We start from the raw sequence: 12,177 nt of genomic DNA on the forward strand, positions 1-12,177 counted from the left end.
ATCACTCCTCCACCGCGCGGAAGCGGAAGGTTCGGGTCAGGGTGAGGGACACCAGCAGCTCCTTGATGTTGTAGCCGGAGGCGGCCAGCTCGGCGTCGAGGGCGTCGATCGTGCAGCGATCGATCGGGCTGACGTCGCGGCCGTAGCCGTAGCGGAACCAGTTGGTGAGGTAGCAGCGGGTGCCGTTGGCGGACTCGCCGATCTGGCCGACCATGTCGACCGCGTCGGTGAACGAGAACAGCCACGCGCCCGAGACGGCCTCGCCGCTGGCGTCGACGGGGGCGCCGTTGTCGAGGTCGCGCCACTTGCCGAGCGCGTCGTAGTGCTCGAAGGCGAAGCCGGGCGGGTTGATGATGCCCTTGTGGCAGCCGGCGCAGTACGGGTCCTGCTGGGTGTGGGCCTCGACCTGATCGCGGGTGGTGACGATGTCGTCGCCGGGCGGCGGCAGGTTGGGATCGATGCCTCCCGGCGGCGGCGGAGGCGGGGTGCAGAGGATCTGCTTCTGCACGAAGGCGCCGCGGAAGATCGGCGACGACATGCTCTGGTAGGCGTGGGTGGCGAGGAAGCTCGGCTGGGTCAGGATGCCGGCGCGCTTCTGCGGGTCGAGGGCGGCCTCGGTGAAGTCGGCGCCGAACTGGCCCTGGAGGCCGTAGAGGGCGGCGAGCTCGGCGTTGACGAAGGTGACCGGGGCGGTCAAGAGGGCGGCGTAGTCGCCCTCGAGCTCGAACACGACGTGACGCACGAACCGCTGCGTCTCCTCGCGCATGGCGCCGGCGAGGCCCTTGTTGAACTCGGGGTAGAGGTCGCTGTTCTTCTGCAGGTTGTCGACCTTGTCGAGCTCGAGCCACTGGCGGTGGAAGTCGGCGACGGGAGCCTCGGCCTTGGGGCTGTCGAGCAGGCGCCGCGCCTGGGCCTCGATGCCGGCAGGGGTGCCCAACTCGCCGGCCTCGGCGGCGGCGAGCAAGACGTCGTCGGGCATGCTGCCCCAGAGCAGGTAGGACAGGCGCGAGGCGAGCTCGTAGCCGCCGAGCGGGATGACCTGGTCGCTGTCGACGCTGTCGCTCAGCTCGACGCGGTACAGGAAGTGCGGCGACTGCAGGATGGCCTCGATGATGAAGCGGATGCCCTGCTCGAACGGGGTGCCCTCGGGATAGAGGCCCTGGCCGGCGGTGAAGAGGCCGCTGTAGGTGGTCTGCTCGCCGGCGGTGAGCGGGCGACGGAAGGCGCGGCGGCCGAACTCGGTGACGAACTGGGCGGCGCACTGCGAGCCGTCGCCCTCGGGCTGGCACGGGAGGAGGGCGGCGAGCGCCGCGGGGGCGACCGCCTCGCCGGCGAGGCGCTCGGCGGCGCGGCGATAGTCGCGGCCGAGGCGGTCCTTGACGACCATCTGCTCGGCGTTGTTGTCGAAGCCGGCGACCGCGGGATCGGCGAGGAACTCGGCCGAGGGCAGCGGGTCGAGGTTCAACTTCAAGAGGTCGGCGACGGTGAGGTCGTACTGGTGATGCGTGAGCCGCACGAGCCGTGGGGTCGGGCCGGGCTGCGGGCCGTCCTCGCACGAGACGGGCTGGCCGCCCTCGGTGGGATCGTCGCTGGTGTCGCCGCCACCCTCGGTGGGATCGCTGCCGTCGGTGCCGGCGGAGCCCTCGGTCGGCCCGGGGTTCTCGGTGACGCCGGCGGTCGCGGTGGCATCGTCGTTGCCGCCGCCGCCTCCGCCGCCGCAGCCGCTCGCCAGCGCGGCGACTGCCAGCGCGGCCAGGGTTCGTGGTAGGGATCGTGACACTCGGGTCGCCTCCTCGGACGCCACGGTAGAGGCCGGCCGGAGGGCTTGCAACGCATGTTCGCCGGGGGGCCCATGGCCCCGCTCGCGCGCGTCGGCGCCAGCGAGCGCGAGCGTTCGGGCGCGGACGCGCTATGGTGCCGGCATGTCGGAACGAGAGGTGAACAAGGACGACGCCGAGTGGCGCGCGACGCTGACCCCGGAGCAGTACCGGGTGCTGCGACAGGCAGGCACCGAGCGCGCGTTCACGGGGGCGTACTGGGACGAGAAGGCGCCGGGCCGCTACCTGTGCGCCGGCTGCGGGGCGCTGCTGTTCGACGCGACGACGAAGTTCGACTCCGGCTGCGGCTGGCCGAGCTTCTTCGACGCGGTCGATCGCTCGGCGATCGAGGAGCGGCTCGACACCAGCCACGGAATGCGGCGCATCGAGGTCCTGTGTCGCCGCTGCGGCGGCCACCTGGGGCATGTGTTCCCTGATGGTCCGCAGCCGACACGTCTGCGTTATTGCATCAACTCGGCGAGCCTCGACTTCGAGCGCGAGGGCGGATCGGCGTAGCGGATCTCGCGTCAGTCGGTCAGCCAGTGGCTGCGAAAGCGGGCGCCGTCCCAGTAGACGAGCGCGCTCGAGGACTCGAGCTTCATCATGACGATGCCGTCGCCCTTGAGCTCCGGCGGCTTGCCGCCGGGGCCCGCGGGCACGGAGGTGCCGCGGTCGTGGACGTACCAGGCGTCGCGCGCGGGCAGGGTGAGGCCGGCCTTGGGGTCGTCATCGAGCCAGATCGCCGGGCGACCGCCGCCGCGCAGGACGACGAGCCGCGGTACGGCGCCGGCGCCGAGCTTGGGCACGACGCTCACCAGGTAATCGGGCGCGCCGTCGCCGTCGAAGTCGCCGCGCAGGTAGAACGGGTTGATGCCGCGGTCGATGGCGTGGTCGGCCCAGATCTTGGCGGCCGCGCCCCGCTCGAGCAGCTCGGGCGGGGTGTTGGCGTCGCCGAGGCGATCGGCGAGGGCGGTATCGTCCTGGGCAGGCGGCGGCGGTGGCGGCGGCGCGGCGGGGGTGGGCTCGACCTTCGCCGGCGCGGGCGAGGGGGTCGCCGCCGGCGCGGTGCAGGCGAGGACGGACAGGCCGAGGGTGACGAGGAGGTCGATGCGGGCGCTCATGACGAGGAGGCGGAGCGTGACGACAACGGCAGCGGCCGGCGATGCATTCCGTCGCGGCACGAGATAGCACGCTCGCCCCGCGCGCCCAGTCGTCGCGGCCGCCGGACGCGCACGCGGCCGTCGGCGCGGCGAGCGGCCGGGAGGGCGCGGGCGGCGGCCAGCGAGCTCGGCCGTGGGTGCGCGGCGGGTGCTCCTCGGGACATGGTGAGGAGGGCATGTGTTTTTGCACATGCTTCGAGGAACATGCCCGATCGAGCGCGGGGAGGATCGCCCGTAGCGACCGGCATGCGCCTCGACGGGGAGCGAGTGGGTGTCTCATGGGACATGTCTAGAAAGACGTGCGGGCGAGGGCGGGATGAGCGACCCCTCGGCGTCCGGCTTGCGGCTCGACGAGGGGAGAATTGGTGACTCATGAGACATGTCGAGAAGGATATCCTCCGGCGCGTCGAGGTCGTCTCGTCGCGGTCGGTATTCGCTTCGGCGGGCCGGGGCCTCATGAAACATGTCGCCGAGGACATGTTTTAAAATTGCCTGTCCGGAGAACATGTCCAAAGGGACATGGCCAAGAGATCGGCGATGGATTGCGGTGAAGAGCCGGGGTCGGCGAGGTCGGGGTCGAAACATGTCGCCGAGGACATGCTCCAAAATCGCATGCCGGGAGAGCATGTCCCGAGGGACATGATCTGGAGCTCCGCGCGGGCTTGCGCGCGAGAAGCCGGGCCGGCGAGGTCGGGGTCGAAACATGTCGCCGAGGACATGTTCTAAAATCGCATGTCCGGAGCGCCTGTTCCGAGGGATATGGCTCAAAGATCAGCGCGGGCGTGCGGGGAGAAGCCGGGGCCGACAGGCCGGGTCGCAACATGTCGACATGGACATGTTCTGAAGCGCATGTCCGGAGAGTATGTCCCAAAAGACATGGCCACGAGCTCAGCGCGGGCGGGCGGGCGAGAAGCCGGGGCCGGGGTCGGGGCCGACGGGGGTCGGGAGCGCGGCGGGAGGCAATGGATCGGGGGGCGGCGGCTCGGCGCGCGGGGTGTCGGCGGCGGTGCCGAGCTCGGCCTCGGCGTTGATGTCCTGCGGCAGCACGGGGGCGTCGTAGGGGCGAAAGCGGGTCTTGCCGGCCCGCCCGGCGTTGAAGCGATCGAGCTCCTCGTCGGTGAAGGCCTGCGGTGAGCCGAGCGGCGCGACCTGGCGGACGAAGGCCTCGATCTTGGCGCGGGCGGTGCGGGCGACGTCGAGGCGCATGTCGTCGATGTCGGTGCGGCGGGTGCTGGTGGCGTCCTCGCACTCCTCCCAGCGCTCGAAGATCCGCCGCTTGCGCTCGGTCAGCGGCAGCTTGGCGTCGCGCCACACCTCGAGCAGCTGGCCGCCGAGGTCGGCGAGCTCGCTGCGCAGGCGCTGCTTGTACCAGGCGTTGGCGAGGTGGAAGCGCAGCTGCTCGGTGGCGATCATGAACGCCTGCTTGGCGCTCTTGTGACGGTTCTTGCGGCGGCCGTCGGCGAGGCCGCCGAAGCGGGCGCCGAAGGCGGCGAGGATCGGCGCGGGCCCGTACGGGGCGAATCGCTTGGAGTAGAGGGCCTCGTCGACGACGCCCATGAACCACGGCGGCTGACGCTCGGGCTCGGGCTCGCGGAGGCGACGACGCCACAGGTCGAGGCCGAGGAAGTTGATGTCGGCGGTGCCGCCGTGGTCGCGGAACTCGACCGAGCCGTCGGGGTGGATGATGGCGGTGAAGCCGTCGCCGCGGTGCTTGAGGCGGCCGGCGCCGTCAGGCTCGAGGTCGACGGAAGGGCGCGGGATGTTGGGCGGGAGCTTGGCCGGGGCGGCGAGGGCGACGGGCGCGACCGACAGGCCCAGGACGACCGCGCTGGCGCGGACGAGACTGGACAGGGGCGAGGGTCGCGGGCGCATCGACGGGCTCCAGCACGAACACGACGGGCTGGGCCGGCATTTCCGCGGCCGGTGCCGCCGTGGGCCCTCAGTTCATCGCTGAACGCGGTGGCTGTAAAGCGGCGCGGAGGTCGCTGGCGTGGCCAGGCCGACAGGCGAATCAGTCGCGCTGGCCACGGGTGCGCGGATCCTTGTAGTAGGACCGCAGCGCCCGGTGGTCGGCCCTGCGGGCGCGATTTCGCGCGGCGGTCTCGCGGTCGCGCGCGAGGGAGGCCAGCTCGGCGACCAGCTTGCGGTAGCTGTCGAGGCGCTCGGGCTCGATCTGGCCGGCCGCGGCGGCGGCCACGACGGCGCAGCCGGGCTCGTGGGCGTGGGTGCAGTCGCGGAAGCGGCAGGCCTCGGCGACCGCGGCGATGTCGGCGAAGGCCTCGGGCACGCTCTCGTCGGCGTTCCACAGCCCGAGCTCGCGCATGCCGGGGGTGTCGATGACGAGGCCGCCGCGCGGCAGGACCAGCAGCTCGCGGTGAGTGGTGGTGTGGCGGCCCTTGCCGTCGTCGCGCAGGCCGCCGGTGCTGAGCCGCTCCTCGCCGAGCCAGCGGTTGATGAGGGTGCTCTTGCCGACGCCCGAGGCGCCGATCAGCGCGGTGGTCTGCGGGCGGGCGACGTAGGCGTCGAGCTCGTCCAGGCCCTGGCCGCTGACGCTCGACAGCACGTGGACCGGGACCGGGCGATCGCCGGCGACGCGGGCGAGCAGCGGGCGGATGGCCGAAAGGACAGGTTCAGCGCTGTCGACCAGGTCGGCCTTGGTCAGCGCGAGCACCGGGGCGGCGCCGCTGGCGAGGGTGATCGCCAGGTAGCGCTCGAGCCGGCGCAGGTTGGGCGCCTGGTCGAGCGGGTGGACGATGAAGACGGCGTCGACGTCGGCGGCGACGATCTGCGGGGCGGCGGCGCGGCCGGCGGCGCGGCGGGTGAGGACGGTCTTGCGCGGCAGGACGGCGTGGATGGTGGCGGTGCCGGCGGCGGCGTGGACGTCGAGCGCGACCCAGTCGCCGACGGCCGGCTTCTGCATGGCGTCCTTGGCCGCGGCCTTGCGCAGCTTGCCGGCCAGCTCGCCGCGCAGCTCGCCGGCGGCGGCGAGGACGATGTAGCCGCCGCGGTGCTCGGCGGCGACGCGGCCGGGCAGGTTGCCGTCGCCGCGGTGCGCCGCCCAGGCGCCGGCGGCGTGCTCGTCCCAGCCGAGGCGTGCCAGTGGATCTGGCGCTTCGGTCATGTCTTCTTGCCCATGTTGATGATGACCTTCTTCGACCCGGTATGGATCACGGGGCGCGGGTCGGCGAACTTGCGCACGCAGGCGACGCCGTCGCCGAACGGGCCGGCGCCCTCGTAGATCGGCTCGATGACGACGCGGCCGGCGCGGTCGATGAAGCCCCACTTGTGATCGAGGCGCACCGCGGCCAGGCCCTCGCTGAAGCTCTGGGCCAGGTCGAAGCGCGGCTCGATGACCATGCGGCCCTCGCGGTCGATGAAGCCGGTCTTGGCGCCGACGCCGACCGGCGCCAGGCCCTCGGCGAAGTTGCCGGCGCGGAGGAAGCGGAAGTCGACCACCGCGGTGCCGCTGGTGTCGCAGTAGCCGTACTGGCCGCTGTCGCCGACGGCGGCGAGGCCGCCGTGGAAGTCGCCGGCGTCGGTGAAGCGCGGCTCGATGGCCCAGGCGCCGCTGGTGTCGATGAAGCCGAACAGGTCGTCCTGCTGGACGCAGGCGAGGCCCTCGCAGAACTCGCCGGCGTAGTCGAAGTTGGCCGGGACGACGACCTGGCCGCTGCGGTCGAGGTAGCCCCACGCGGGCATGCCGATCCGCGAGAGGGCGCGGAAGGGGGCCCGGCCCTCGGCGAACCGGCCGAGCTGCGAGGCCTGCGGCGGCGCCGGCACGAACGCGCCGGCGCGGTCGCAGTAGCCGGTGTGATCGCCGAGCTGCACGCACGCGAGGCCGTCGGCGAAGCTGGCGGCGGCGGCGAAGCGGGCCGGGATGACGAGCTCGCCGCGGACGTCGATGAAGCCCCAGCCGCCCTCGACCTTCACCGCCGCGAGGCCCTCGCTGAAGCCGAGAGTCAGCGCGAAGGCCGGGGCGATCACGACCTCGCCGGTCGGGCGGGCGAAGCCGAAGCGGTCGCCGTCGCGGAACGGCAACAGACCGCTGGCGTGGGGCAGGGCGAACCGCAGCGACGAGGCCGCGAGCACCTGCCCGCGCGGGTCGATCAGCTGGAACACGCCCGGCTCGCCGTGCGGGTTGACGTAGGGGAAGTCGATGTTGCGGAGCAGCGCGCCCATCAGCGCGTCCGGCGACTCGGACAGGTCGGCGCCCGACTCGACGCGGCTGGCGACGCGGTCGAGCAGGGCGACGACCTCCTTCATGCCGATCGGCGCCTCGCCGAGGTAGGTGCCGAACTCGTGGCCGAGCCGCAGGGTGCAGCGCGACTTCTTCTTCGGCCCCTCGAGCACCTCGATCTCGTGCTGGTAGTCGGCCATCGCGTCGCCGTGCAGGCCGGTCGCCGCCTTGAAGCCGTACTGCGCCAGGCGGCCGAGGATGTCGCCGTAGACCTCGGGCGGCAGCTGCACCTCGCAATGCCGGCCCTGCGAGGTCCAGGTCGCCCGCCCGTCGGGGTCGAGCGTCAGCGTGTCGACCTCGCTCGAGTGGCGAGAGCCGACGCGATAGACGATCTGGGTCGCACGGCTGAGGGTGCCGGTGGCGTTCATCTGGGGGGACCTCGGGGGGCCCGACTATAGCGCGGCGATCGGCCGCGGGAGGCCGGCGAACCCGCGCCGTCCCCGGCGCGCCCGCTCACGAGCCGGTCGCGGCCGGGCCGGCGTCGCCGTCGTCGCGGTCGAGCGCGCGGCGGATGCTGGCGGCCCAGCCCTCGAGGTCGGTGAGGGTGGCCTGGAGCTCGGCCGGCGAGCGGGCCAGCTCGGCGAGGCGGGCCCGCAGCTGCTCCTTGCCGAGTCGCAGCCGGCCGCGAACGGTGCCCTCGGGCACGCTGAGCAGCTCGCTGATCTCGCGCCCCGACAGGCCCTCGAAGATGTTGAGCTCGAGCACGATTTGCTGGTCGAGCGGGATCTCTCGCAGCGCCAGCACCAGCAATTGGGCCTCGCGCCGGCGCATGACGATCGAGCTCATCGACGACGGCGCGAGGTCCTTGACGCACAGCGCTCCGAAGTCGAGCGCCTCGCCCTGGCGCTTGTGCTTGGTGCGGATGTAGAGCCGCAGCACGTTGAGGGCGATGGCGAAGACGAAGCGCTTGAAGCTGGTCTCGCCGCGGAACCCGTCCTTCGCCTTGGTGCACTCGAGGAAGGTCTGGCTGACGAGGTCGGCGGCGTCGTGTTCGCTCGAGACCTTGTTGCGGAAGAACCGCGCGATCGCGCCGAAGTGTCGCTTCACCAGCCGCTCTCCCGCGCCGCGATCGCCGCTGCGCCAGGCCGAGAGCAGTTCCCAGTCGGGGTCCATGGCGCCTCGATCTTACCTCGATCGCGGCGCCCGCGGGGACGCTTCGCCTGTTATCTTCTCCGCGATCCGACGATGTCGACGCCGCCCCACACGCCGCCCGACTCGAAGGCCGCCCGCGGCGCAGGTGCGGGCACGTGGGCCGACGTCGACGTCCATCGTCTGCACGCGCGCGTGATGGGGCGACTGTTCGGCGAGCCGGCCGCGCCCACCATGATCGGGCGGTTCCACGTCGAGCGTCGACTCGGGGAGGGGGCCATGGGCGTCGTGTATGCGGCTGTCGACGCCCAGCTCAATCGCCGCGTCGCCATCAAGCTGCTGCACCCGCACCTCCAGGGCGACGAGCAGGGCCGCGCCCGTCTGCTGCGCGAGGCCCGGGCGATGGCGCGTCTCGAGCACGAGCACGTGGCGCGGATCTACGAGGTCGGCGCGTGGGGCGACCAGATCTACATCGCCATGGAGCTGATCGAGGGCGTGACCCTCGACGCGTGGCTGCGCGAGCGCCCGCGACCCTGGCAAGAGGTGCTCACGGTGTACCTGCAAGCCGGGCGGGCGCTGGCGGCGGCGCACCACGCCAACCTGCTGCACCGCGACTTCAAGCCGGAGAACGTGCTCGTCGACAGCCGCGGCCGCGCGCGCGTCCTCGACTTCGGGCTCACGTGCGCGCTCGACAACGGCGAGGCTCTCGACGACGAGCTGATGCCGCTGACCCGCACCGGCAGCATCCTCGGCACGCCCGCCTACATGGCGCCCGAGCAGCAGCGAACGGGCAACGCCGAGCCGCGCTCCGACCAATTCAGCTTCTGCGTGGCGCTGTTCGAAGGATTGTTCGGTCTGCGACCATTCGGCTCGCTGCCGCGCTTCGGGCAGGTCGAGATCGCGCCGATTCCGCGCGAAAGTCGCGTGCCGTTGCGCATCCGCCGCGCGATCGCTCGCGGCCTGTCCGAAAAGCCAGATGCTCGCTGGCCGACGATGGAGGAGCTGCTGGCGGCCCTGCAGCCGCGGCGACGGTTCGCCGAGGTCCCCGAGGCCGGACGCGCGCGGACGTGGGTGATCGCGGGCGGGGCCGCGGCGGCCGCCGCCGGGCTGGTCGCGCTCGGCGTGTCGCTGGCGCAGCCCGAGGCCGGCGAGGGGGCCGTCGCGCCGCAGCCGGAGGTCGCGCCGGCGGAGGCCCCCGTCGACGCGCAGGCGGACGAACTCGCGGCCGAGCGGGCCGCCGCCGAACGCCAGGCCCACGCGCTGCGCGTCCGCGAGGCGGCGTTCTCGCTGCTGCCGCGCGACCCGACCGCGGCGGCGCTGCTGCTGCGCGAGCTCGACGACCCCGGCGCGCTGGCCCAGCGCGTGCTGGCCGAGCCGATCAGCGCGGTGATCCTGCGCGGCCACGACGGGCCGGTGACTGCCGTGCGGTGGGTCGAGGCTGTCCCGGAGGACAGGAGAGGCGGGACGGTGCCGGGGGCGGCGGCGGGCCGCGAAGGCGGAGCTGTCCCGGAGGACAGGCGAGGCGGGGCGGCTGGGCGGGGCCGCGACGTGGTGCTGGCGAGCGCCGCCGCTGTCTCTCGGGACAGGTCGTATGAAAGCCGCGACGGGTCGGAGCGGGCGGAGGCTCGGGCGGTCGCGGGGTCGTCCGGAGGGCGGAGCGGGTCGACGCCGGCGCGCGGTGGGGCTGTCTCTGGGGCCAGGTTGTCTCGGGACGGCGCCGTGCTGGCGAGGGTGGTGCTCGGGCAGGCCGAGTCCTTCGACGCCGCCGGCGCGGCAGCTGTCCCCGGGGACAGCCAGGCAGTCGGGCCCGCCGCGTCGCCACCTGTCCCTGCGGACAGGGCGGACGACCTGCGCGGCGCGGTCGAGACGCTCGACGCCGGCGGGCACGTCCGCCGCTTCGCGCTCGCCGGCGGTCCGCCGGTCCCGGGCAGCGCCACCTTCGCCCCCGATCCGCGGCGCGGCCCGGCGGGCGAGGTGCTCCGCGCCGACGCGCGCGGGGTCGTCTCGCTGGTCGCCGACAACCGCGTCACCCCGCTGCGCGGCGTCGCCGGCCCGCTCGGGGTCGTCGCCTGGAGCCCCGACGGCGCGCGCGTGGCCGCGGCCGGTCCGCGCGGCGAGGTCTGGCTGGTGACGGACGGGCGCGCGGTCGCGGTCGGCGGTCGCGGCGCGGCCGTCGGCGCGCTGGCCTGGGATCGCAGCGGGCGGCAGCTGGCGCTCGGCCGCGACGACGGCGGCGTCGAGGTCTGGCGGGTCGACGGCGCGCCGCGGCGGATCGCGGCGGTGGTCGGCGACGGCGGCGTCACGGGCCTGTCTCTCGGGACAGGTTGGTTCGCCAGCGGCAGCGACGACGGCAGCGCGCGGGTGTGGCGGATCGGCGGCTCCGGTCGGCCGTACGTGCTGCGCGGTCACACCGGGCCGGTGCGGGCGCTGGCGTTCGCGCCGGTGGGCGTCCGCGTGATCACCGGCAGCGACGACGGCAGCGCGCGGGTGTGGCGGCTGACGCCGGCCGCCCTGCGCGAGCACGACGTCGGCGCGGCGGTCCACGCGGTCGCCTGGAGCCCCGACGGCACCGCGCTGGCGGCCGCGGGGGCGCGCAGCGTGTGGCTGCTGCCGACCGACGGCGGACCGGTGCGCCGGCGCGACCACGCCGGCACCGCGCTGGCCCTCGCATGGCGGCGCGACGGCCAGGAGCTCGCGGTCGCCGACGACAGCGGCGCGGTCACGTGGATCCCCCGCGGCGAGGGCGAGACGCGGCGCGCCAGCGTCGACCGCCGCCCCGTGTCCGCGCTGGCCTGGGACCCGCGCACCGGCGACCTGGCCGCCGGCGGCAGCGACGGCGCGTTCTTCCTCTGGCCTTCGGGACATGACTTCAAGGACATGGTCGATCCGACACGCGCGCCGCAGGGCCGCGGGGCCATCACCGGGCTGGCCTGGTCGCCCGTCGACGCGCGCCTGGCGGCCGTCACCGCCTCCGGCTTCGTGCTGGTGCGGGTCGAGCAGACGGTGTTCATCGAGCTCGGCCACCCGCTGCGCGGCCTGGCCTGGAGCCCCGCCGGCGACGCCCTCGCGGTCGCGGGCGAGGGCAGGGCGCTGGTCCGCGTGGCCGCGGCCACCGGCGTGCGCACGGAGCTGGGGCGGGCCGCCGCGGCGCTGAACAGCGTGGCCTGGGACCCGCGCGACGGCTGGATCGTCGCCGGCGCGGCCGACGGCGCGCTCCTCTTCTGGTCGCTGCAGGGCGACGCCGGTCCCGAGCTGCTCGCGGGCCATGGCGGCGGCGTCAACGCGCTCGCCTTCGACGCCGGCGGCGAACGCCTGGCCTCGGCCGGGGCCGACGGCCGCGTCGTCGTGTGGGGCCGGCCGGGCGAGGGCCTGCAGGCGCGCCTCGTCGCCGCCACGCGTGCCTGCCTGTTGCCTGCGGAGCGCCGGCGCCATCTGGGTGAATCCGACGACGTCGCCGAGGCGCGAGCCGGCGTGTGCGAGCGATCATTTGGTAATTCGAATTACTAAATGATCGAATGCGGCCCGTCGGGTGTCGCAATGCGCATACTCGATCGCACGGCGGTCTTTCGCCCCCAGGGTTCGCGAGTGACCCGGGCAGGCGCGCGCCGCGACCGCCAAATCGTTGTCATACACCTGTTACACAGCTTTCGAGAATTTTTTGTCGGTGGCGGTGATCGATCGGGCGGGCGCCGTTACTCGAGGGACAGGTCGGGTCCCGCGGTCGTCGCGGAGATCCCGCCCATGCGCCACGGATGGTGCTCTGCCATGGAGGCTGTCTTTTAGGCCAGGATGGCCAATCCTAATTCCTCGCGGTCCGCCACGGCCGTCGCCAGCCTTGTATGTCCCATACAAGGCCGGCCTGTCGGACAGCATC

8 protein-coding genes are annotated in these 12,177 nt (G+C 73.5%); 2 read left to right on the forward strand and 6 right to left on the reverse strand.

Going from position 1 to position 12,177, the window contains the following annotated elements; translation table 11 throughout:
- Position 1: 1 nt before the first annotated feature.
- Positions 2-1,780: a DUF1592 domain-containing protein gene (locus tag O0S08_RS18535; RefSeq protein ID WP_269040508.1), complete on the reverse strand. Its 1,779-nt coding sequence runs from the start codon at positions 1,778-1,780 to the stop codon at positions 2-4.
- Between the two features lie 142 nt (positions 1,781-1,922).
- Between O0S08_RS18535 and msrB the strand changes: the two genes are divergently transcribed.
- The gene (gene msrB, locus O0S08_RS18540; protein WP_269040509.1) at positions 1,923-2,333 is read left to right on the forward strand and encodes a peptide-methionine (R)-S-oxide reductase MsrB; all 411 of its coding nucleotides are present in this window, start codon (positions 1,923-1,925) and stop codon (positions 2,331-2,333) included.
- A gap of 11 nt (positions 2,334-2,344) precedes the next feature.
- Here msrB and O0S08_RS18545 read toward each other — a convergent pair whose 3' ends face one another.
- The 5 genes from O0S08_RS18545 to O0S08_RS18565 form a co-directional block, all read right to left on the reverse strand.
- Complete coding sequence (locus O0S08_RS18545) at positions 2,345-2,938, reverse strand: hypothetical protein (RefSeq protein ID WP_269040510.1); 594 nt, start codon at positions 2,936-2,938, stop codon at positions 2,345-2,347.
- Between the two features lie 927 nt (positions 2,939-3,865).
- Positions 3,866-4,849 (reverse strand): hypothetical protein, encoded by a 984-nt coding sequence (locus tag O0S08_RS18550; protein ID WP_269040511.1) that lies wholly within the window; start codon positions 4,847-4,849, stop codon positions 3,866-3,868.
- A 139-nt stretch (positions 4,850-4,988) separates the two neighbouring features.
- Complete coding sequence (gene rsgA, locus O0S08_RS18555) at positions 4,989-6,098, reverse strand: ribosome small subunit-dependent GTPase A (RefSeq protein ID WP_269040512.1); 1,110 nt, start codon at positions 6,096-6,098, stop codon at positions 4,989-4,991.
- The gene (locus O0S08_RS18560) at positions 6,095-7,582 is read right to left on the reverse strand and encodes a WG repeat-containing protein (protein ID WP_269040513.1); all 1,488 of its coding nucleotides are present in this window, start codon (positions 7,580-7,582) and stop codon (positions 6,095-6,097) included. The genes rsgA and O0S08_RS18560 overlap by 4 nt, the downstream gene beginning before the upstream one ends.
- A gap of 85 nt (positions 7,583-7,667) precedes the next feature.
- A complete protein-coding gene (locus O0S08_RS18565) occupies positions 7,668-8,327 on the reverse strand; it encodes an RNA polymerase sigma factor (RefSeq protein WP_269040514.1) in 660 nt (219 codons plus the stop codon).
- Positions 8,328-8,399: 72 nt separating this feature from the next.
- On the opposite strand from O0S08_RS18565, the gene O0S08_RS18570 reads away from it, so the two are divergent.
- Positions 8,400-11,810, forward strand: coding sequence for a protein kinase domain-containing protein (locus O0S08_RS18570; RefSeq protein ID WP_269040515.1), 3,411 nt, complete (start codon positions 8,400-8,402; stop codon positions 11,808-11,810).
- Positions 11,811-12,177: the final 367 nt, after the last annotated feature.

It is taken from the genome of Nannocystis punicea (genome assembly GCF_026965555.1).
Lineage (GTDB): Bacteria > Myxococcota_A > Polyangia > Nannocystales > Nannocystaceae > Nannocystis > Nannocystis punicea.

Bases quoted from the DNA above. Each gene is read 5' to 3' on its own strand.
- O0S08_RS18550 (WP_269040511.1), bottom strand. From the start codon at position 4,849: ATGCGCCCGCGACCCTCGCCCCTGTCCAGTCTCGTCCGCGCCAGCGCG.
- O0S08_RS18545 (WP_269040510.1), bottom strand. From the start codon at position 2,938: ATGAGCGCCCGCATCGACCTCCTCGTCACCCTCGGCCTGTCCGTCCTC.
- O0S08_RS18570 (WP_269040515.1), top strand. From the start codon at position 8,400: ATGTCGACGCCGCCCCACACGCCGCCCGACTCGAAGGCCGCCCGCGGC.
- msrB (WP_269040509.1), top strand. From the start codon at position 1,923: ATGTCGGAACGAGAGGTGAACAAGGACGACGCCGAGTGGCGCGCGACG.
- rsgA (WP_269040512.1), bottom strand. From the start codon at position 6,098: ATGACCGAAGCGCCAGATCCACTGGCACGCCTCGGCTGGGACGAGCAC.
- O0S08_RS18565 (WP_269040514.1), bottom strand. From the start codon at position 8,327: ATGGACCCCGACTGGGAACTGCTCTCGGCCTGGCGCAGCGGCGATCGC.
- O0S08_RS18560 (WP_269040513.1), bottom strand. From the start codon at position 7,582: ATGAACGCCACCGGCACCCTCAGCCGTGCGACCCAGATCGTCTATCGC.